The sequence below is a fragment of the Desulfotignum phosphitoxidans DSM 13687 genome (assembly GCF_000350545.1).
Lineage (GTDB): Bacteria > Desulfobacterota > Desulfobacteria > Desulfobacterales > Desulfobacteraceae > Desulfotignum > Desulfotignum phosphitoxidans.
On record NZ_APJX01000001.1, the window covers coordinates 63,755 to 85,605 of the forward strand.

The window sequence follows — 21,851 nt, forward strand, 5'->3', positions numbered from 1 at the left end:
CTAATGCCCGAATAAAAAATTTCAAGCAACAGGAGTTTTCCCATTGAAACAGATTCTGGTCCTGGCAAGCACCAATCCAGGTAAAACCCGGGAAATCCGGGACCTTTTAAAAGATTTTCCCCTGGATATCAAAAATCTGACCGATTTCGGACCCATCCCTCCGGTGGTCGAGGACGGGGCCACTTTTGATGACAATGCCTATAAAAAAGCCGCGTTCACAGCCCGGGTCCTGGGATACCCGGCCATGGCCGATGATTCCGGCCTGTGTGTGGAAGCCCTGGACGGCGCCCCAGGGGTGAAATCCGCCCGGTATGCCGGAGATGATGCCACCGATGCCGACAATGTGGCCAGACTGCTCAAAGAACTGGCACCCCATGACAATCGGAAAGCCGCGTTTGAATGCGTGATCTCCATTGCCGTTCCCACCGGTGCCGCCCTGACCTATGAAGGCCGGTGCGAAGGGATCATCACCCGGGAACCGGCCGGTGACAACGGGTTTGGATATGATCCTTTGTTTTTTTTCCCAAAATTCGGCAAAACCTTTGCCCAGGTGCCCATGGAACAAAAGGCACAGGTGAGCCACCGGGGCACCGCTTTAAAGCAGGTGGCCCAGGAAATGGACAAAATTCTGGAATGGATCGATATCAACATGCCCCGGTTCGAACAAGTACCCTGCAAAGAATAGGAACATTACCGCCATGACATCTTTTGAAGACTTTAAATCTCTGGTAAAAGGAAACCGGTCCTGCCGCCGGTTTGACCATACTGTCAAAATCAGTATGAATGAACTGTTCGACCTGGTGGACCTGGCCCGGCACTGTGCGTCTGCCGGTAACAACCAGCCATTGAAATATATTCTGTCTACCAGTGAGCCGACCAATCAGGCCATTTTTGACTGTCTGGGATGGGCCGCCTATCTGAAAGACTGGCCCGGTCCGGACCCATCCGAACGGCCCACCGCGTATATCGTGATCACCGGAGACCACACCATCTCCGACAAGTTCTGGTGCGACCACGGGATCGCGGCCCAGACCCTCCTGCTGGGGGCCCGGGCCAGAAGCCTGGCCGGGTGCATGTTCGGGGCCATCAACATCAAGAAACTCAAATCCGTTTTGGATATTCCGGATCACCTGGAGGTCAAGCTGGTGGTGGCTTTAGGAAAACCCGTGGAAAAAGCGGCCATCGATGAGGTAGGACCGGACGGGAGCATCAAGTATTTCAGGGATGAAAACCAGGTCCACCATGTGCCCAAACGGTCCCTGGACACCCTGGTTTTCAAAACGTTTTCTTAAAAAAACCGGTCTCCGGCCCACCGGTAAAAAGGCTGTGAAATGAAACTGCTGTTTGTCAATCCGGTATGTCTGGATCCACGCATCACAGATGCGGATGCCACGGTGGTGCCTGTGGGTCTGTACTACCTGGCGGCCCAGATGCTGAATACCGGGTATGAGGCGGCCATCCTCAACCTGGCCCAGGCCGATGTCAAGGATCCCGAGGCGGTGTTCGCTGCGGCAGTTGAATCACAACATCCGGATGTCATCGGTTTTTCCGTGACCAATCCCACCCGGTTATCGGCCATGTCCCTGGCCCGGACCGCCCGACAGATTCGGCCCCGGACCGTGATCGTGTTCGGTGGGCCGGCCCCCACATTCATGGCGGATTATTTTTTTTCCGCCTGCCCGGAACTGGATGTCATTGTCAAAGGCGAAGGAGAGCAGACCCTCCTGGCCCTGGTTCAAATCCTGGCCGGGGAGACCGGCAAAACTGATCCAAAGATTTGTTTGGATCTCAGCCGGATTCCGGGGCTGGTGTTCCGGGACGGAAACAAAATCACGGATACCGGACCGGCCCTGCTGATCCAGGATCTGGACCGGCTGGCGCACCCGTCCCGGTATTTTGCGTTTCAACACCTGGCCATGTCAAGGGGGTGTCCGGGGGCCTGCACGTTCTGCGGATCCCCTCTGTTTTGGGGTACCCGGAATGTCCGGTTTCATTCCCCGGAATGGTTCTTTGAAGAGATCCGGACACTGGCCGACAAAGGGATTTCCCATTTCTATATCAGTGACGACACCTTTACCATGGACCGGGACCGGGTCATGGATTTATGCCGAAAACTGATCCATGCCGATTTAAACATCACCTGGCACGCCATTTCCCGGGTGGACCGCGTGGACCCGCCCCTGCTGGCCATGATGCGCAAAGCCGGTTGCATTCAAATCAGCTATGGGGTGGAATCCGGGTCAGATACCATCAAGAAACGCCTGGGAAAACCGGTTCCCAATTCTCTGGCGGTGCAGGCATTCCGCCGGACCGCTGCCGCCGGCATGATCCCCCGGGCCTATTTCATCTACGGGTCGCCCGGTGAAACAAAAAACACCATCCAGGAGAGCATTGATCTGCTGATGCAGCTTCAGCCTTTAGGCGCGATATTCTACATGCTGGTGACATTTCCGGGCACCCGGCTGTACGAACAGGCCCAAAAAACCGGCCGGGTCAGCGATGAGATCTGGCATAAAAAAATTGAAGATCTGCCCTGGTTTGAAGTGGATGACCACCTGGATTTTGATCAGGTCAAACAGTTCGGAAATGCCTTAAGATCCACATTTTATGACCATCTGCCTGAGTTTGCCGCAAATATCGAACTGATGAATGACCCGTCCCTGTATCCATATCATGCGGATTTTTTATCCCGGCTGGGCATGACCTTTTCCCACGGCGATTACAGCACCGATGACCGCATCCGAAATCCGGACGGCACGGCACAAACGCTGTTTGAAAAAGCGTTGTCCTATCACCCGGATCTCCGGGCCTTTCTGGGACTGGGCATGCTTTTTCTCAAACACAAACAAATGGATCCGGCCTTACAGATTCTTGACCAGGGCCAGAATCATTTTCCCGGCAGCAAAGACCTGGTTCTTTGCAAAGGCATCTGCCTGATGAATCAGCACCGGTTTGCCGGTGCTCTGGCCTGCCTGTCCCCTTTTGAACAACATCCGGATGTCCGGTATTATCTGGCCATCTGCCAAAAAGAACTGGAAACCGACCATGAATGAAAAATCTGTCAACACCCCCACAGACCATCACCTGACCAACCGGCAGAACCGGGAACTCAAACTGAGATCCCAGCGCAGCCAAATTTTGAAAATGGATTCAGAATCCGCTCTGGATGCGGTTCTGGATGGTCCGGCCCCCGCCACCCTGATCCAGTCATTTCCGGATCAGGACCTGTATTTTCTCATGCACCAGATCGGACCCTCGGATTTCATCCCGGTGCTGTCTTTAGCTGCTTCCGAGCAGTGGGAATATATTCTGGATGTGGAAGTATGGGACGGGGACCGGCTGGACACAAGGATCATGACCAGGGCGTTCAACCTGCTTTTCAAGGCGGACCCGGAACGGTTCCTGCGCTGGATCATCATGGAAAAGCCCGATTATTTCGAATTTTACCTGTCCCGGCACATGGACATATTTATCCGGGAGCATGATGAAGTTCCACCCGAAGATTTTGACGATTACATGACTATGGATGACAAGTTCTACTTCCGGTTTCCTGAAACAACAAAAGAGGAAGATCCGGATCCGGACGAGGAGATGCCTTTGTCCGAGGAGACCCAGGCTTCGGAGCTCATCGATGCCATGGTCCGGAAACTGGCGGAAATGGACCTGTCTGTGTTTCATGGGTTAATGCTGGAAACCATGAATGTCCTGCCCGCAGAAACCGAAGAGGAACAGTTTCGTCTCAAAACCATCCGCCTGGCGGAAAAAGGATTTCTGCCGTTTCATGAGGCCATCGGTATTTACCAGCCCACGCCTCTCACCACGCTGCGCAAACGCCCGAAAACTATAGTTTTTTCTTCTGACCCCTTTGACCCGGACCTGCCGCTGCCTCCCCAGTGCTTTACCCAGTTTCTGGCCGGTGACGACCTGTTTGTCAAAGCTTTGGCGCTGGTACCGGCCGATTTCATGCTCACCCTGGAATCGGAACTGGCCGCTTTGGTCAACAAGGTGATCTCCGCAGACCGCCTCAAAATCCGGGACACAAAAAACCTGGAAAAAATCATCCGGAAAACCACTGCTTTTCTGAGCCTGGGACTGGAATCCATGCTTGAAAAAAATATCAGCCTGGAAAGCGCGGCAGATCTGATTCAAACCTATTATCTGGAAGATCTTTTCCGGACCGGGTCCCGGGCCGGGGTCCAGCTGAAAACCGCCGTGCACAACTGGTACAGACACAGTTTTATCCTTCAGCAGAACCTGCCTTTGAGCTTTCTGGGAGAAACTTTTTTAGGCGTCATGGGCGGTCTGCTGCTGGACCGGCCCCTGTATTTTGACAATTACCAGACCGGTGAACTGTACCGGCATTTTGCCTCTTTGTCCGACATTCAGATCACCCGTGAGGCTGTGGACCGGATCATGGGCATTGATCGCCTCCTGGCCCGGCTGAACCCGGACATTTCCTCATTTAAAAAAGGGGTGCTCACTTACAAAAGCCTGATTCTCACCCTGTGGGCCAAAGACCGCTTAGGGCTGGCCCCGGACCTGTCTCCCATAGACATGGCTGCATTCAAGCCGTTTTTCACGGCTCTGTTTACCGAAGATCCCGGTCTGAAACCCACGGCATCCCGTGAGCCGGACACGAAACCTGACCTCCCGGGCCCGGAACATTCTTCGGACATCCGGGCCGAGGACCTGGCTCTGTGGGCATCTGAAACCATCGGCAGCGAATTGCCCGATCCGGTCACGGATCTGCTCAGGGAACTGGTTAACGAAATCCGGGAAGAATATGCCACCGTTCACCCGGACCGCATCGACCCGCGGTTCATGCCCCATTTTCTGCTGAAACGTGGTTAAAGATCTGATGACAGGCGTTACTACCATTCATCAGGCTTTTGCCTTACCCCATCTCCGACACGAACAGTAAAAATTTTACTTGCAATAAACCCTCACTGTGATATTATTAATCTTTTGTGGCACCCTCCGGTCGGTGCCCGGAGTATTGCGGTCAATTCCTTTTCTTAATTTACCCCAATCCTTTATTATTTTATATTTCAGCCTGGATCGGTTCTGCGCTGTGCAGGCGGGCGATTAAGAGGAGAACAATTTATGTCGTTTCAACACCTGGGGCTTTGCGCCCCTTTGCTCCGTGCCGTTGAGGCACAGGGACACACCACCCCCACACCCATTCAGGAAAAAGCCATCCCCAAGGTACTGCAAGGATCAGATATCCTTGCCGGTGCCAAAACCGGTACCGGGAAAACAGCGGCCTTTGCTTTGCCCATTCTTCAGCACCTGGACCAGGACAAAACAAACACCCGGCTGCCCAGAGCATTGATTCTGACCCCGACCCGGGAACTGGCCGCTCAAGTGGAAAATGATTTCAAAGCCTATGGCCGCTTTCTGTCCCTTCGCACGGCCGTGGTTTTCGGCGGGGTCAACATCAATCCCCAGATCCGGCAGTTCCAGAAAGGCGTGGATATCCTGGTGGCCACGCCGGGACGGCTCCTGGATCATGTGGGCAGAAAAACCCTGGATCTTTCCCAGGTCACCTGCCTGGTCCTGGATGAGGCGGACCGCATGCTGGACATGGGGTTTATCCATGATATCCGTAAAGTGATCAGATGTTTGCCGGCCAAACGCCAGAGCATGCTGTTTTCCGCCACCTATACCCGGGAAATCCGGAACCTGGCGGACGGGCTGCTGAAAAACCCGGTCCAAATTGAAGTGTCGCCCGGCAACACCGCGCCCCAGGCCATTGATCAGGAGGTATACCAGGTCTCCCAGGACGGCAAACGCGATCTTCTGTCCGGTTTGATCCGGGACGGCAGCTGGCACCAGACCCTGGTGTTTACCCGCACCAAACACCGGGCCAACCGGCTGACCAAACAACTGCTCAGCGACGGCATTACCGCAGCGGCCATCCACGGCAATAAAAGCCAGGCCGCCCGGACACGGGCGCTGGCGGATTTCAAAAGCGGGACCGTTCAGACGCTGGTGGCCACGGACATTGCGGCCCGGGGGTTGGATATCAAGCATCTGCCCCATGTGGTCAATTTTGATCTGCCCCATGTGGCTGAAGATTACATTCACCGCATCGGGCGTACCGGCCGGGCTGGTGAAAGAGGCGAAGCCCTGTCTCTGGTGAGCGGTGACGAACAGGGACTTTTGGCCAATATTCAGCGGCTGCTTAAAAAACAGCTGCCGGTCAGACAGACTCCGGTTACCGAGGCCCGGAAAATATCCGAGTCCACAGCTCAGGGCAGACCGGTTTCAGAAGCAGTAAAACCCAGACAAGCCCCCCAAAAAACCCGGGTCAAATCCGCACCCGCCAAACCGGACAAAAATCGTCGCCCCCAGCATACCAGCTGGCTGCCCACCGGGCTTAAACCCAAAAGACAGGCAGCCGCCTGGTCATCGGTGTAACGCCCCGACAGGAGAAACCCATATGATCGGTGCCATTGCAGGTGATATCATCGGCTCCATTGATGAATATCACCTGGAAGGCATCAGGGATGACAGCAGCGTTCTGCGCCAGATACCTTTAAATCACTTGATTTGACGAATCGCCCTTTTTCGCCAGAACCGCATCAATAGATTTTAGACTTTTTTTTTCATCCGGGAATGTGATAAGACTCTTGTAAGAAAAAAACCGTCACACATATCCTGGAGGCACATATGACACACTCTTCTGACAGTGTTCTGGTTTTAGGAGGCGGCATTGCCGGTATGGCGGCGGCCCAGACGCTGGGAGACAGCAATGTTCAGGTCCATCTGGTGGAAGCGGCCGATCACTTAGGGGGAAATGCCGCCTCCTGGGCCTGCATGGCCACGGATGAATGCCGGCAGTGCGGGGCCTGCCTGGCCGATGACATGGTTCACCAGACCGGCGGTCACCCACATATTTCCGTGCATCTGAACACGACTTTGGAACGGGTGGAGAAAACCGGCGACAAATTCGCCGCCCGCCTGACATCCGGGGAGACTTTGACCCCTGCCCGGATCATTCTGGCCACCGGATTCACCCCGTTTGATCCGACTGTTCTGCCCAGCCTTCAATTTGCCAACCAGGACAAAGTCATCACCACAGCCCGGCTGAACCAGATGCTCAAGGCGGAAACCCTGACCGGTTTTCTGGGAAACATCGCCCAGCCAAAAATCGCCTTCATCCAGTGTGTCGGCTCCAGAAACCGGACACTGGACCGGGATTTCTGCTCCCAGGTCTGCTGTAAAATTTCCCTGCGCCATTCGGACAAACTGCTGCATCTGCTGCCGGACGCAGACATCACTCTGTTTCATATGGACTTGCAGACCATCGGCAAAGAAACCCGTTGCCTGGCAGCGGATCTTTCCACCCGGATGACCCTGGCCCAGGGAGTTCCCGCGGAAATCCTCACAGATCCGGACACGGACCGGCTGCAGGTCATTGTGGAAGATCCGGACGCAGGCACCAGAGTCGCCAGAACCTTTGACCTGGTGGTTTTGTCCATCGGTATGTCCCCATCAGAAGAACTGGACCGGCTGGCCGGTCAATTAAATGTCCGTCCGAACCTTTGGGGCTTTTTCAATACCCCGGATGCTTCCCTGGCCCACGGCATCCATGCGGCCGGATGCGCCGCGGGTCCCAAAGATATCCTGGGGTCCCGGCAGGAGGGCTGGACAGCTGGCGCAGCCGTTTTAAGAGAGCTGGGGCATGATCCTGCCCAAAAAGCGGATATCCTGGTGTGGGGGAACGGCACTGAGGCGGATACCATCGCCCGGAGCCTGGCAAAAAACGGTCACACCACGGTCTGTTTCGGCCGGGGCAAGGCGGCGGATGGCCTCACATTCATGGATCCGGGCAGAATCCTGAGTGTGGACGGCACCGCCGGGCGGTTCATCGTGCGGTACGAACAGGAAGGAGGGCGAAACACCCTGACATGCCGGGCCATCATCGCGGCCCCGGCACCGGAATACTGGACCCTTGCCGACCATGCAGCTTTAAGCAAGGCCCTGGATCTCACCGCGTTCGCCGGCACCCCGGCCGGACAACTGCCGGAACAGATCGCTATCCTGCTGGATTATTTAACCCCTGAAACCAAAGCCGGATCACGTCTCGCACTGAACACAGCCCTGGAAGCCCGGAACGCCGGCCGCAAAATCACGGTGATCATGAATAAAATGCTGGTTCACGGGGCCCAGGGCCAACAGATATATGATCAGGCCCGCAAGGCCGGGGTCAAATTTCTCAGATACAACGCGGCGGAAGATATTCAGATCCAAAAAACAGACACCGGATTTTCCCTGACCCTGAATGAGGCCACCCTGCCAGGCACCCCCGTCACCCTGCACTGCAATCAACTGGTGATCCCCAAAGTGCCTGTAACCAGCCCCGGGATTGACAACGCGGCCCGGCTGCTCAGGCAGGAAAAAGACAGGGAAGGATTTCTCCAGTCCCCCAATGTCCGCCACCGCCTGACCCGAAGCCCCAGAAAAGGCATCTATTTTGCGGGACCTGCCCATGATGACGTGGATGATACCGATCTTGCAGCTGAACTGGACGGCATCATGGCGGATCTGGACTTTCCCGGTCCCGCTCAGAATGCCGGCGTGGAGATCAATCAGAAAAAATGTGCCCAGTGCCTGACCTGTCTTCGCATCTGTCCCCACCAGGCCATTTTTCTCAATGAAAAAGACCGGCCAGAAATCATCCCGGACGCCTGTTTCGGATGCCATTTGTGCGTGGTCAACTGTCCGGCCCTGGCCATTGAATCCGCCACGTGCGCCCCGGCCCAGGTCGCTGAAGAGACCGGAAAAGGCCAGACCGTGATTCTGGCCTGTCAGCGGTCGGCAGCACTGGCCGCAGGCCCGTTGACTCTGCCGGACCCGGTCCGGTTGATATCGGTTCCCTGCGCCAGCAGTGCCGGTGTAAACCTGATGCTCAAGCTGCTGGTCGACGGTGCTGCCAAAGTGATCGTGGCCGGGTGCCATGACGGCAACTGCCGGTCCATGAACGGCAGCATCAAGGCCCGGAAAGAGGTTTCCCGGCTGTTATCCCTGCCCGGCATCCCCCCGGACAAAGTGTCCTGGCATTCAGTGGCCGCCAATGAAACACAAAGATTCGCCCGCATCATTTCCGACACCCGGATTTCATAAAAAGGATATTAAATTATGGAAACAGCCATCCTTGAAAAAGACACGGAACTGAGCCGGCTTCTCAACCGGCTGAACCAGGGGGACAATATTGATGAATGCCTGACCTGCGGCATCTGCAACTCCCGGTGCACCTGGTTTGACCAGCCCGGCGGCCCGGTACCCCGGCAGATCGTGCGCATGGCTTTGCTGGGACTGGAAAAGGAACTGGTGGACTCCCGGATGCTCTGGGACTGCCTGATCTGTAACCGATGCACCCAGGACTGCCCCATGGGTATTGATATGGACCAGGTGGTGATCCGGGCTCGGGGCCTGACTGCGGCCAAAGACCAGATCCCTGAAGATATCGGAAAGGGCATTGAGCACCGGCTGGCACACAGGAATGTCAACGGGCTGACAACCGAAGAATTTGTGGACACCGTGGAATGGATCGATGAAGAATTTGCCGATGACATGGAAGATCCCAAAGCCCGGGTTCTCCATGATCAGCCGGATTGCAAATTTTTATACCTGCCCAATCCCAGAGAACTGGGCGTCAATCCGCTGCATCTGACCGCCATGGCCAAACTGTTCTATGCCATGGGGGAAACCTGGACCCTGTCCAGTGATCATACCGATGTCACCAACTGGGGATATTTTGTGGGCGATGACGAGGTGGAAGAACAGATCGCCCGCCGGGTGGTGGAAACGGCTGAAGCCCTGAACATCGACACCCTGGTTTTAAGTGAATGCGGCCATGCCTATCATGTGCTCAAATGCAGGCTTACCCAACTGCTGGGCAGAGAACCGGCGTTCCGCATCATCAGCATGCCGGAGCTGTGTGTGGAATATGCGAAAAAAGGGGTTCTCAAGTTTGATCCAACGGTTTATCCCTATGAAATCGCGTATCACGACCCCTGCAATATCGCCCGGAAATCCGGCGGATATGATGCCCCCAGAGAACTTTTGGCCATGTGCTGCAAAGGGGTCCGGGAACTGGTTCCCAACAGGGAGAACGGGGTCTGCTGCGGCGGCGGTGGCGGCATGCTCCAGGATTCCGACACCACAAAAAAACGCATGATCACCGGCAAGCCCAAGGCGGATCAGATGCGGGCCACAGGCCTGGAACACCTGGCCACGGCCTGCCTGTCATGTCACCGCCAGCTGGGGGAACTGTCCACCCATTACGAGCTGGGCATGAAAGTGGACACCGTGGCGGCCCTGGCTTCGGAATGCCTGGTGCTGTAACGGAAGACCGATGAACATCCCATGGGACGATCATGCCGATGTGGTGATTGTCGGCAGCGGTGCCGCCGGCCTGTCCGCTGCCATCGAAGCCCGGCAGGCCGGTGCATCGGTCCGGGTGTTTGAAAAAATGCCCCTGATCGGCGGCAACACCCGCATCAGCGACGGCGGGCTCTCCGCGCCTGTCAATTTCATGCAGAAACAACGGGGAGTGACGGATTCACCAGAACAGTTTTATGAAGATATCTTGCGGGCCGGACAGGGACTCAACCATCCGGAACTGGTGAAATGCTTCGCCCGGAAGGCCTCTGATGCCATTGACTGGACCCGTTTCCTGGGGGTGCGGTATAGCGACCGCCTGGACCAGTTCGGGGGCCATTCCGTGCCCCGGACCATCACCATTGAACACAACGCCGGGCATACGATTGTCAAAGCGCTGAAAAACAGACTGGATCAGCTGGATGGATCCATCCAAACCCGCCATTGCCTGGACCGCCTGATCACCGACCGCAGCGGGCGGGTCAGGGGTGTACAGTTGACCCGCCGGTCACCGGCCTCTGCAACGCCTCCAAAACCGGATCCGGGGAGTCAACCCGACAATATCCGGCACATTCGGGCGGACCGGGCCGTGGTACTGGCCACCGGCGGCTTTGGCAGTGATATCGCGTTCCGCACCTGCCAGGCCCCCCGCCTGGATGACACCATCGGCACCACCAACCACAAAGGGGCCACTGCCGAAGGATTGGTCGCCGCCCTGGAGATCCATGCCATGCCGCTCCACCTGTCCTGGATTCAGCTGGGTCCCTGGGGGTGTGCGGATGAAACCGGATACGGCAAAGGGGCCCGGTTCGCTTCCTACAGTGTATTTCCGGCCGGTATCCTGGTGAACCCGGCTTCCGGTACCAGAATCGTCAATGAATGGGCTGACCGCCGGCTCAGAAGTGAAGCGATAATTTCTGCCTGCCATGCCTGTATCGGCATCGTGGATCACAAAGGCGCTCAAAAAGAATTGGGTAGCCTTGCGTCCTGTCTGAAAACCGGTAAAATCCGCCGGTTTGACACCCTTTCCCATCTGGCCGCTGAATTCAATATGCCGGCCGGATGCCTTGAACAGACTGTGGCGGAATACAATCAATGGACGGCCCAACCCGGTCCTGACCGGTTCGGCAAACACCCGAAAAAAGACACCCTTCCCCTGGAAACCCCGCCGTTTTACGCCATCCGCCTGTGGCCCAAGGTCCATTACACCCCGGGCGGCCTGCAGATCGACACCCGAGCCCGGGTGATGGATTTATGTTCCCGGCCGATCCAGGGACTGTTTGCCGCCGGCGAGGTCACGGGCGGCATTCACGGTGCCGGCCGGCTGGGGGGATGCGCCCTGACCGAATGTATCGTGTTCGGCCGCATCGCCGGTCAAAATGCCTCTTCCACCATGTAAAAAAAACCATGGGTGAATCCGCCACAAGGATGAACCCTATTATAATCGGGCATATTGTTGAGAGTTACTATATCCCGGATAGTGCATCACGTTCTGGACAAAAAAAATGTTGCTTTTCTATATAATTTGGCTTGACAATCGAAAATGGCTCAAATATATACTGACTGATTGATCGGAATATGACCGACTAATCGGAATGAATTATTCTTTCACGAAAAGGCTTTGCCATGAGAGATATTCCTACAACGGTTAAAAACAAAACTTTGGTGGAAAAACGCCGCCGGCAGATTATTATGGCGGCAATCAAACTTTTTTCTGAAAAAGGTTATCATAAAACCACTCTCAAGGAACTTGCGGAAGAATCCGGTTTAAGCCACGGCAACATCTATGATTACGTGGGGAGCAAGGAGGATATATTTTTTCTTATCCACGATTTCTTGGCCGAGTCCGCCATGGAAACCTTAAACAAAAGCCTCGAAAACATTCAGGACCCGATTGTTAAGTTGCGCCGCATGGTTCGGGGAGAATTCAATCTCATGGAGCAATGGGCGGATGCCGTTTTATTGATCTACCAAGAAAGCCACATTTTTAAGGGTGATTTTTTAAGAAGGCTCCTGGAAAAAGAACGTGCTCATCTTGAAAAATTTGAAGTCGTCGTAAATGAATGTATCGCCCAAGGCCATTTCAGCGACTGCAATGCCCGCCTGGCTGCCAACTTGATCAAATCGATGATCGATACCTGGACGATCAAGCGCTGGGATCTCAGAGGGTATGCGAATCCGCTCGAAGCGGAACAGTTGATACTCGAGATGGTGTTTAACGGTTTGCTGGGAGGTACGAATAGCTCCAACGACTCACTGCTAAAAACATCGGGTAATCTCATGGGGAAAACAGCACTTGTGGTTAATGGGGGCACTATATTGGGCCAGGCGATATCTAGCGCACTTATGGCTGAGGGGCTCAGGCTGATTGTACAAACGAATAATCGTCAAGGTTCCCGAAAACAACCTTCAAAACCGGAAACACCGGCTATCAATGTTCCCATCTGCACACTCGAACAAAAAACTATCTTGACTGCAAGTCAAATTCAAAACATCGAGAAAGAGCACGGCCCGATCGATATATATGTTCATGACTTAGGCATCGGCACCACCGATAAATCCTTGAATGAAGCAAGGGCCAGCGATCCCTTTGCTGAAAATATGCATTGCGCCCATGAACTGGCCGATTATTTCGGAACTCAGATGGCCTTCCGCAGGTCAGGCCGAATTGTCTATGTGTCGCCCTGGAGCTGGGATCGACACATCGATTCGATTCGTTTTCAAACAACCAAAGCCGGGACAACGGCCTTGAGCAAGGCAATGGCAGCCGAAATGGCGGCCACAGGTGTAACCGTCAATTGTGTTGTTCCTGGGTACATCCGTGCCATTCGCCCCCAGAATATTGAAAAGCAATTACAGAATGAGCTTACCGAAAAAATCCCTTGTAGACGGATGGGGGATGTTTTTGATGTTACTTCCGCCATTTTATTTTTTATTGGAGATGGTGCCAAATATACTACCGGACAAGTATTTTATGTAACCGGTGGATCAAACTAGAATTACAAATAGGAGTGCGCATTATGTTGAGAACCAAAGAACAATACCACGAGGACCTTTTCGCCATGCGTCCGAATATATTCATAGGGGGAAAACCTGTCGGACGTGATGACCCCCGGCTCCGCCCGGGCATAAACGTTCTCGATATAACCTTCGATCTAGCTCAGACGCCGGAGTGGAAGGGTCTGGCTACCGCCGTGTCCACCGTGACCGGGGCGGAGATTAATCGCTGGGCTCATCTGCCACAAAATCCGCAGGATCTCCTTCAAAAACAAAAACTCATCCGACTCGGTGCCCGGCGGGCTGGCGGATGTATCCAGCGCTGCATGGGGCACGATGCGATAAATGCTTTGGCGATATGCACCCGGGAAATGGATGATGCCAATGGCACCGAATACCACCGCCGGTTTCTCGACTATCTCAAAGTGTATCATGAGAAGGACCTAGACGGATGTTGCGCACAGACCGACAGCAAAGGCGACCGCATGAAGCGCCCCAGCGAGCAATCTGACCCGGATGCCTATCTGCACATCAAAGAGGAGCGTGAAGACGGCATCGTGGTAAGCGGCTTCAAAATGTCAATCACCCAGGCCGCCTATGCCGACGAGATCATCGTGCTTCCCACCCGCGCCCTGATAGCGTCCGATCGGAACTACGCAGTAGCTTTTGCAGTGCCGGGAGATGCGGAAGGCATGAGTTTGATCACACGTCCGGTTTGGCTACGGGAGAATGATAAAGAGGGTGCAGCCCCATTTTGTACCTACGGAGTATCCGATTGTGTTGTGTTTTTTGATAATGTCTTCGTCCCAAAAGAACGGGTCTTTATGTGTGGGGAGTGGCAATTCGGACGACGGCTGGCACTGCTGTTTGCCGATTCCCACCGACACAGTTACAGCGGCTGCAAGCCGGCAGTCTCTGATATCCTGTGCGGGACCACTTGTCTCGCAGCTGAAGCGAACAACATTGCTAACGCTTCGCACGTAAAGGAGAAACTATCCGAGTTCGCTGGCGCTGCCGAACTGGCTTTTGCAGCGGGTGTCGCTGCGGCGGTATACGGAAAGAAAACAGATAGTGGCGTGTTTTTTCCCAATGAAATTTATGCTAATGTAGGGCGACGTCTCACGGGGGAGATGATATATCATGAATACAACATCCTTACTGAAATTGCTGGCGGCATTTCCGTTACCATGCCCTTTGACGAAGATTTTGAGCAAGGCAAGAACGCGGAAGCCATGAAACGGTTTATTATCCGAAATCCCAATCTGTCAGTAGAAGATTCCCTGAAGATTTGGCAGCTAGTAGAGCACATCGGCGCCTCGAGCATGGCATCCTGGTACAAGATTGCCGGTGTCCACGGCGGCGGCTCGCCTATCATGGAGACCATTGCCCTAAATCTCGGTTATGATTTCGAGGACAAAAAACGCCTCGCCCGATATCTGGCTGGAATCGACAATGATTTGGATGACTCAAAAATGCGGGACCAAATTGCCAAGATCGACACTCAGATTTAAGGACAAGGATCCAGCGGCATTGATGGGCCCTGGGTCAGGGCTCTCTCTATCGAGCATGACCGTAAACAAACCGAAAACAAACAAAAAGATCGAGAGGCAAAGTGCATGAAACAACTCTTGAGGGTAATCGACAGCATTAGCGACTGGTCCGGCCGGATATGCTCATTTCTGGTGTTCTTTGGTATTTTCGTTCTTGCGTTCGAGGTCGTGGCCCGGTACTTTTTCGGAGCACCGACAGTTTGGGCGCATGGATACTCCCAGCGCATTTTCGGCAGCTATTTTGTCCTGGTCGGCGCCTACACGCTGTTCAAGCACGGGCATGTCCGGGTGGATATCATCTACTGGCGGTTCTCACTGAGGGTCCGGGCATTTCTGGACCTGATCAACTATGCATTGCTCCTGATCTGGTCATTTGTTCTCATTAAAGAAGGCTGGATGTTTTTTTTGAGTTCATATGAGATCCGGGAAGCGGACGAAATGGTTCTGGCCCATCCGGTCTATCCCGTGAAATTTTTTCTGTTCGTTGGAGCTATATTGATTACTCTCCAGGGACTCAATCGGTTATTTGTTTCTGTTTTTGAACTTGTGAAAGGGGTGAAATATGAGTCCTGAATTGCTGTTGACAATCGGAATGTTCGGATCGCTTATTATCAGCATCATGCTGGGAGTATCTCTGGCCTTCGCGTTGGGTGCTATCGGGACCATTACCGCCCTGATCATGTGGGGCCCTGCAGGGCTCATGCCCATCGTGACCGGGGTATTCAATTATATGTGGATGCTCCTGCTGGCAGCGGTCCCCCTTTTTGTGTTCATCGGGGTTGCTCTGTCTAAATCAACTATCGCCACGGATATGTACGAAGCGTTTTACCTCTGGTCCGGCCGCCTGCGCGGAGGACTGGCTGTGGGCACCTGTGGTTTCGCGGCAGCCTTGTCGGCCATGACCGGCAACTGCTCGGCCTCGACAGTTACCACCGGCTTAGTGGCCATCCCCCCCATGCGTAAGCGCAAGTATGATGAAGGCATAATTTTCGGTTCCATCGGATCAGCCGGCACCATGGGGATTCTTATTCCACCTAGCATTACATTGATCGTGATCGGCATGATGACCGGCCAGTCGATCGGGAAACTTTTTGCTGGCGGCTTGGTGGCCGGTACTCTGATCGTGGCGGCCTTTATTCTTTACATTCTCGCTAGGGCATATCTGCAACCAGGTTTATGTCCGGCCATGGAGGAGACCGCAACGCTGGCCGAAAAGGCCCGAGCACTTAAATCGGTGACCCTGCCGATATTGATCATTCTCTCAATTCTCGGATCATTGTTCTTTGGCATCGCCACGCCCACCGAGGCGTCGTCAGTGGGTGCCGTGGCGGTTTTGATCTGCGTAATCATTCGAGGTGAGTGCAACCTGCAATTTATCAAAGAAGTTTCCTACCAGACGGCCAGCATAACCGGGATGATTCTCTGGATTATGTTCGGGGCTGCAGGGTTTGTTTCAATCTACAGTGGGGGAGGCGGGATTTATTTCGTCCAAAGCACGCTGATGGGGCTCGACGTAAGTCCCCTGGCCATGATTATTACTCTCCAATTAACGGTTCTCGTATTGGGGATGTTTCTCGATCCGATGGGCATTATCCTGTTGTGCCTACCGATTTTTTATCCGGTGGTGCAGAACCTGGGATTCGACCCCATATGGTATGGGGTAATTTTCAACATTGCCCTGTGCATAGGGTACATCACGCCTCCTTTTGGATACAATCTGTTCTATCTAAAATCCCTCAGCCCGGCTACTGATATGGTGACCATTTTCAAAAGCGTGGTCCCATTTATCACTATAATGGTAATGGCCCTGCTTCTGATGATGATCTTTCCATCGATCATTCTCTGGTTGCCCCATATCATGGTGCCCGGTTAAGGCAGGCATTGCATGCGGTCTTTTATCGCAGAGTAATTGTCTGAAAAGGTTGGTGGGGTGTTGTCAAAACATAAAATTTGATTGCCGGAGTAAAACAACGAAGGGAGAACATGATGAATTTGAAAATGTTTGATCTGACAGGCAAAGTTGCCATGGTTACCGGAAGTTCCAAGGGCCTCGGGGAAGTCGCTGCCGTGGCATTGGCCAAAGCCGGAGCAGACGTAGCAGTCTGCGGCCGGAATAGGGCGGATATTGACCGGGTGGTGGAACGGTTGAAAAAAATGGGGAGCAACACCGCCGGGTTCGTCCTGGAAGTTACCAGCGGTAAAACTGTGCAAGAAGGGGTCTCCGCCATTTTGGAGCATTTCAGACAAATCGACATCCTGATAAACAACGCCGGGACCAATTACCGGGTACCGGTGCTCGAGTTCCCGGAAGAGGAATGGGACCGGGTGATAGACACCAACCTGAAAGGCTACTACCTGGTGACCCGGGCGGTCGTACCCCAGATGATCGAACATGGCGGAGGGAAGGTCATCAACATGAGTTCGATTCTCAGCATGATCGCCCTGCCCAACCAGCTCGCCTATGCATCGGCCAAGGGCGGGGTCCGGCAGATGACCAAGATCATGGCCCTGGAGTGGGCCAAGAAGGGCGTTCAAGTCAACGCCATCGCCCCCACCTATTTTGAAACCGAAATGGTGCTGGAAATCAAAAAGGACAAGGAGCGATTGAACTTCATCAACCAGCGCACCCCAATGGGGCGGTGGGGGAAGCTGGAGGAAATGGAGGGAATCGTCATTTTCCTGGCCAGTGCCGCCTCGAATTTCATTACCGGTCAGAGCATTGCCATAGATGGCGGCTGGACCATCGGATAGGATGATAAAAGGAGATCTGTATGACTGTGCATTATGACAACAAGCCATGGGAAAAGACGTATCCGGACTGGTTTGCACCGATTTTTCCGGAAAAGGCAGAGACCGTTCTGGCAAAGTTCCAGCGATCAGCCGCCAGCGCTCCGAAGAACGTCTGCATTCAATACTTTAACAGTGCCTACAGCTATGCAGAAGTGGAAAGCATGTCTTTAGCGCTGGCGGCCGCGCTGGCGGACAAAGGTATCGGGGCAGGAGACCGGGTCATGTTCGTTCTCCAAAATATTCCCCAGTCCGTTATTGCATCCTTGGCGGTGTGGCTGCGGGGGGGCATTGTTTTACCGGTCAACCCCATGTACACGACAAAAGACCTGATACATCTTCTGGAAGACAGCGGTGCGAAACTGGTCATCTGTGAAGAGGCTCTGTTTGAAAAGACGGTAAAAGAAGCGGCCGGCGAACGTCCGGTTATTACCACTTCCCCTTTAGATTTATTGCGCGCCGAAACCGAAATACCCGGCCAGTTGAAGAATTGCCGCAAAACGTCACAAAGCGAAACACAGGATTTTATGACCCTGATTGACAAGAACACCGGCCGGTCCTTGGAGGCTGTTCAAATCGGGCCTGCTAATCTGGCTTATCTGGTGTACACATCGGGCACTACCGGGCCGCCTAAGGGTGCCATGATCTCCCATGCGAACATTGACCACAATTGTTACGTATATACGTCCGCTGCCCGGCTGGATGCGTCAGATGCTATCCTGGCGGTTGCACCCTTGTTTCATGTAACCGGAATTGTGGCCCATCAAGCCATCGCTTTTCACCTGGGCATTCCCATGGTTCTTTTCAACCGATTTGACGCAAATGATGCCCTACGGCTCATTGAAAGGTACCGGGTTACCTTCACTGTGGCTTCCATAACGGTCTATATCGCATTGCTCGAGCACCCTGAGCTCGAATCGTTTGACATCTCCCATTTTGTGAAAGCTTACAGTGGTGGCGCACCGGTTTCTCCCGGCACAGTCAAAAAATTTCAGGATGCAATGGGGCTGACCATATACAACGTCTACGGGCTGACCGAAAGTACATCCCCGGCTACCATTACGCCTCTTGGGATGGACGGCCCGGTGGATGAGGATTCCGGAGCCCTTTCAGTGGGTCTGATCATTCCCGGTGTGGAAGCCTGGGTGGCAGACGTGGACCAACCCGAGACCTTTGTAGCGCCCGGTGAAGAGGGCGAGTTGGTTTTGCGGGGACCCAATATGGTCAAAGGCTACTGGAAAAAACCTGAAGAAAGCGAAAAAGCCATACAAGACGGCCGTTTTTATACCGGGGACGTGGCAAAAATAGATGAAAAGGGATGGTGCTATATCGTGGACCGCAAAAAGGATCTCATTAACGTGTCGGGGTTCAAAGTCTGGCCCCGGGATGTGGAAGATGCGCTCTACCAGCATCCGGGGGTCAAGGAAGCCGCTGTTGTCGGTATCCCGGATAGCTATCGCGGGGAGACAGTCAAAGCCTTTGTCTCCCTGACCGAGGACTACGCACAAATAACGCCCGATGAATTGATCACATTTTGCAAGGAACGGCTGGCTGCGTATAAATATCCCCGAGAGGTCGAGATTATGGACGTTATACCTAAGACCATGACCGGCAAGATACTACGTCGTGAATTGCGGAACCTTTGAAATGGAACGAGATCTGGAAGAATGGCGGCATAAGTGATAACGATTTGTTCGAATGAGGTAACCAATAACCTTAAAAGGAGGAAAGAGAAGATGACAGAGAAGATCAGTAGAAGAAACGTGATCAAGGCCGGAGTGGCTGCAGCAGCAGCCGGTGCAACGACCGTCTTCCCTAAGGTGGCCAGTGCAAAATCCAAAACAAAGTTTCGCTGGCGTATGCAAACCCACTGGCCAACCGGCGTGGGGTATTACAACGATGTTTATGTCAGATTCTGTGACCGCGTCAGGGCCGCAACCGATGGAGAGTTGGATATTACCCCGCTGCCCCCGGGAGCCATCGTGCCCACCAAGGACGTTTTTGAGGCTTTGGGACGGGGCCTGTTTGAAATTTCCATGATCTGGCCAACATATTGGATGGGAAAGATCCCAGTGGCTGCGTATATCAACGGCCAGCTCTTTTCTTGGGAGAATGCCGCAGAAATGTACGCCTATTTCTATGATATGGGTGCCATCGACATCTTCCGCCAGGCCTATGCTGACAATGGCGTTCGTTTCGTGGGTCCTCTGCCTATGGCCGGCATAGGTCTTTTCTCCAGAAAACCGCTCCGAACTTTGGCCGATTTCAATGGTTTTAAGGTCCGCAGCACCGGTATTGCAGCCCAAGTTTTCCAGAAAGCCGGTGCCACACCGGTTTTTTTCCCGGGTGCCGAGTTGTATCAGGCCATGCAGACCGGGGTCTGTGATGGAGCGCACTGGGGAACCATTTCAGCGGGTTGGGATATGAAGCTGCAGGAAGTGAGCAAATATATTGTAAGGCCCAACCTTGCCGAGATCAACAACGGCGAAATTATTATGAATCAGAAAAAATGGGATGAACTGCCAGCTGATTTCCAGGCTATTCTGGAAGCATGCACCCGTTCTGCGGGAATCGACTTCCTCAAATGGACCGGATATAATGATATCATCGATATTAATTTATGGAACAACAAGAAAATGGGGGACATGTCGACTCTGGATGAAGACACGGTAGCCCAGCTGCGCAAATTCTCCATCGAAGTGCTGGATGAATATGCAAAGAAGGACCCGAAATACAGTGCTCCCGCAGGTGATTTGCTCAAAAAATTGATGAAAATGGCGGGGCGTATATAGAACCTCCCCCTGCCGACCTGTTACATGACGGGTCGGCAGGTTTTACAAGAATGCATGAACAAACCTATTCTGATGACATATGCTTTGGCATATTCAAACCAAAATGTGTGAGACAATGACAGCCATATTCTCAGCCATACAGGAGGTATTCTATGGATAAGATCCGGTCGCTGGTCCAGGAATCCGCTGAACAGATTTTTACATTCCGCCATGATTTACACCAAATACCCGAGCCTGCCTATACCGAAGCAAAAACATCCCAATACATAACAGATTGTCTCGCGCGACTGGGCCTGGAAGTGCAAACCGGAATCGCCCGGTTCGGCGTGGTCGGCACGCGGACATATCAAAAAACCGGAAAAACCCTGCTGCTGAGAAGTGAACTCGATGCACTGCCGATAACCGAAGAGACTGGACTACCCTTTACATCCACCCATGAAGATGCCATGCATGCCTGCGGGCATGATGGTCACATGGCTATGGTTTTGGGGGCTGCAATGGTCCTGGCCAAACTGAAACCGGAACTGTCAGGATCTATCAAATTTTTGTTTCAACCGGCGGAAGAAGGTCCGGGCGGGGCCGAACCCATGATCGCAGAAGGGGTCATGGAATCTCCGAAGGTTGATTATTCCCTGGGGTGCCACCTCTGGCCGGGGATCGCCAAAGGACTGGTCGGGATCAAGGCGGGGCCTTTGATGGCGGCTATGGACCGATTCGATCTTACCATAAAAGGGAAAGGGGGTCACGGTGCAATGCCCCATCTTTGCGTGGATGCCATAGACGTCGCCGCCCAAATCGTGAATGCGCTCCAGCGTATTGTCAGCCGACATATGAATCCACAGCATCCCACCGTAGTAACCGTGGGTGAGTTCAAGGCAGGGACAGCCTTCAATATTATTCCACAGGCGGCTTACCTGAGCGGAACCACACGAACCTTTGATCCTGAGATATGGAAGACGTGGGCCGATCGTATCGACAGGGTCGTTAAGGGCATCTGTCAGGCTATGGGTGCAACGTATGAACTCAATTACCAGTCGGGTTATCCGGTAACAACAAATAATCCTTGGATGGCCAAAGAGGTCAAAGAGGTCGCCGGATGTGTCGTCGGCGTTGAAAATGTGGTTGTGCCCGAGCCCTCCATGGGGGGAGAAGATATGTCCTATTTTCTGGATCGCTCCAAAGGCTGTTTCTTTTTTCTCGGTGTCGGGAGCGAGGGGGGTGCTCCACTTCACAATTCCCTGTTCGACTTTGACGAGAAGGTCCTTCTCACCGGCGTTGAAATATACTGCCGGGCAGCGATCAGGTTGCTGGGAAAAAAGCTGAACATATAACCTGT

General features: G+C 53.7%; 16 protein-coding genes. All 16 read left to right on the forward strand.

All coding sequences use genetic code 11. From position 1 onward, the window contains the following. Positions 1-43: 43 nt before the first annotated feature. The 16 genes from DPO_RS00280 (at position 44) to DPO_RS00355 (ending at position 21,846) form a co-directional block, all read left to right on the forward strand. Positions 44-685 (forward strand): XTP/dITP diphosphatase, encoded by a 642-nt coding sequence (locus tag DPO_RS00280; RefSeq protein WP_006963492.1) that lies wholly within the window; start codon positions 44-46, stop codon positions 683-685. A 13-nt stretch (positions 686-698) separates the two neighbouring features. After that, the gene (locus DPO_RS00285) at positions 699-1,292 is read left to right on the forward strand and encodes a nitroreductase family protein (RefSeq protein ID WP_006963493.1); all 594 of its coding nucleotides are present in this window, start codon (positions 699-701) and stop codon (positions 1,290-1,292) included. Positions 1,293-1,331: 39 nt separating this feature from the next. Further along, positions 1,332-3,053 (forward strand): B12-binding domain-containing radical SAM protein, encoded by a 1,722-nt coding sequence (locus DPO_RS00290; RefSeq protein WP_006963494.1) that lies wholly within the window; start codon positions 1,332-1,334, stop codon positions 3,051-3,053. Continuing rightward, on the forward strand, positions 3,046-4,851 hold the full coding sequence (locus tag DPO_RS00295) for a DUF6178 family protein (protein WP_006963495.1): 1,806 nt from the start codon (positions 3,046-3,048) through the stop codon (positions 4,849-4,851). Before DPO_RS00290 ends, DPO_RS00295 begins: the two co-directional genes overlap by 8 nt. Positions 4,852-5,103: 252 nt before the next feature. Further along, positions 5,104-6,420: a DEAD/DEAH box helicase gene (locus tag DPO_RS00300; protein WP_006963497.1), complete on the forward strand. Its 1,317-nt coding sequence runs from the start codon at positions 5,104-5,106 to the stop codon at positions 6,418-6,420. A 252-nt stretch (positions 6,421-6,672) separates the two neighbouring features. Continuing rightward, positions 6,673-9,129 (forward strand): hydrogenase iron-sulfur subunit, encoded by a 2,457-nt coding sequence (locus DPO_RS00305; protein WP_006963499.1) that lies wholly within the window; start codon positions 6,673-6,675, stop codon positions 9,127-9,129. 15 nt (positions 9,130-9,144) lie between these two features. Then, positions 9,145-10,353, forward strand: coding sequence for a (Fe-S)-binding protein (locus DPO_RS00310; RefSeq protein ID WP_006963500.1), 1,209 nt, complete (start codon positions 9,145-9,147; stop codon positions 10,351-10,353). A 10-nt stretch (positions 10,354-10,363) separates the two neighbouring features. Next, positions 10,364-11,788 carry a flavocytochrome c gene (locus DPO_RS00315; RefSeq protein WP_006963501.1) on the forward strand — a complete coding sequence of 475 codons (1,425 nt, stop codon included), beginning with the start codon at positions 10,364-10,366 and terminating at the stop codon, positions 11,786-11,788. 227 nt (positions 11,789-12,015) lie between these two features. Continuing rightward, on the forward strand, positions 12,016-13,386 hold the full coding sequence (locus DPO_RS00320; RefSeq protein WP_006963502.1) for an SDR family oxidoreductase: 1,371 nt from the start codon (positions 12,016-12,018) through the stop codon (positions 13,384-13,386). Positions 13,387-13,409: 23 nt separating this feature from the next. Beyond that, positions 13,410-14,897 carry a 4-hydroxyphenylacetate 3-hydroxylase N-terminal domain-containing protein gene (locus DPO_RS00325; protein WP_006963509.1) on the forward strand — a complete coding sequence of 496 codons (1,488 nt, stop codon included), beginning with the start codon at positions 13,410-13,412 and terminating at the stop codon, positions 14,895-14,897. Between the two features lie 105 nt (positions 14,898-15,002). Continuing rightward, positions 15,003-15,509 carry a TRAP transporter small permease subunit gene (locus DPO_RS00330; protein WP_006963514.1) on the forward strand — a complete coding sequence of 169 codons (507 nt, stop codon included), beginning with the start codon at positions 15,003-15,005 and terminating at the stop codon, positions 15,507-15,509. Next, entirely contained in the window at positions 15,499-16,809 is a 1,311-nt protein-coding gene (locus tag DPO_RS00335; RefSeq protein ID WP_006963516.1) for a TRAP transporter large permease, read from the forward strand. The genes DPO_RS00330 and DPO_RS00335 overlap by 11 nt, the downstream gene beginning before the upstream one ends. A 110-nt stretch (positions 16,810-16,919) precedes the next feature. Next, positions 16,920-17,687, forward strand: a complete 768-nt coding sequence (locus tag DPO_RS00340) for an SDR family NAD(P)-dependent oxidoreductase (RefSeq protein ID WP_040011372.1) — start codon at positions 16,920-16,922, stop codon at positions 17,685-17,687. Between the two features lie 20 nt (positions 17,688-17,707). Then, positions 17,708-19,369: a class I adenylate-forming enzyme family protein gene (locus DPO_RS00345; RefSeq protein WP_006963520.1), complete on the forward strand. Its 1,662-nt coding sequence runs from the start codon at positions 17,708-17,710 to the stop codon at positions 19,367-19,369. Between the two features lie 90 nt (positions 19,370-19,459). Then, the gene (gene dctP, locus DPO_RS00350; protein WP_006963522.1) at positions 19,460-20,515 is read left to right on the forward strand and encodes a TRAP transporter substrate-binding protein DctP; all 1,056 of its coding nucleotides are present in this window, start codon (positions 19,460-19,462) and stop codon (positions 20,513-20,515) included. Between the two features lie 152 nt (positions 20,516-20,667). Then, positions 20,668-21,846, forward strand: a complete 1,179-nt coding sequence (locus DPO_RS00355; RefSeq protein ID WP_006963524.1) for a M20 metallopeptidase family protein — start codon at positions 20,668-20,670, stop codon at positions 21,844-21,846. Positions 21,847-21,851: the final 5 nt, after the last annotated feature.

What these genes read in the sequence shown, in the direction of transcription:
- DPO_RS00325 (WP_006963509.1), top strand. Translation starts at nt 13,410, where the DNA reads ATGTTGAGAACCAAAGAACAATACCACGAGGACCTTTTCGCCATGCGT.
- dctP (WP_006963522.1), top strand. Translation starts at nt 19,460, where the DNA reads ATGACAGAGAAGATCAGTAGAAGAAACGTGATCAAGGCCGGAGTGGCT.
- DPO_RS00295 (WP_006963495.1), top strand. Translation starts at nt 3,046, where the DNA reads ATGAATGAAAAATCTGTCAACACCCCCACAGACCATCACCTGACCAAC.
- DPO_RS00320 (WP_006963502.1), top strand. Translation starts at nt 12,016, where the DNA reads ATGAGAGATATTCCTACAACGGTTAAAAACAAAACTTTGGTGGAAAAA.
- DPO_RS00335 (WP_006963516.1), top strand. Translation starts at nt 15,499, where the DNA reads ATGAGTCCTGAATTGCTGTTGACAATCGGAATGTTCGGATCGCTTATT.
- DPO_RS00330 (WP_006963514.1), top strand. Translation starts at nt 15,003, where the DNA reads ATGAAACAACTCTTGAGGGTAATCGACAGCATTAGCGACTGGTCCGGC.
- DPO_RS00340 (WP_040011372.1), top strand. Translation starts at nt 16,920, where the DNA reads ATGATGAATTTGAAAATGTTTGATCTGACAGGCAAAGTTGCCATGGTT.
- DPO_RS00305 (WP_006963499.1), top strand. Translation starts at nt 6,673, where the DNA reads ATGACACACTCTTCTGACAGTGTTCTGGTTTTAGGAGGCGGCATTGCC.
- DPO_RS00345 (WP_006963520.1), top strand. Translation starts at nt 17,708, where the DNA reads ATGACTGTGCATTATGACAACAAGCCATGGGAAAAGACGTATCCGGAC.
- DPO_RS00285 (WP_006963493.1), top strand. Translation starts at nt 699, where the DNA reads ATGACATCTTTTGAAGACTTTAAATCTCTGGTAAAAGGAAACCGGTCC.
- DPO_RS00355 (WP_006963524.1), top strand. Translation starts at nt 20,668, where the DNA reads ATGGATAAGATCCGGTCGCTGGTCCAGGAATCCGCTGAACAGATTTTT.
- DPO_RS00315 (WP_006963501.1), top strand. Translation starts at nt 10,364, where the DNA reads ATGAACATCCCATGGGACGATCATGCCGATGTGGTGATTGTCGGCAGC.
- DPO_RS00300 (WP_006963497.1), top strand. Translation starts at nt 5,104, where the DNA reads ATGTCGTTTCAACACCTGGGGCTTTGCGCCCCTTTGCTCCGTGCCGTT.
- DPO_RS00310 (WP_006963500.1), top strand. Translation starts at nt 9,145, where the DNA reads ATGGAAACAGCCATCCTTGAAAAAGACACGGAACTGAGCCGGCTTCTC.
- DPO_RS00290 (WP_006963494.1), top strand. Translation starts at nt 1,332, where the DNA reads ATGAAACTGCTGTTTGTCAATCCGGTATGTCTGGATCCACGCATCACA.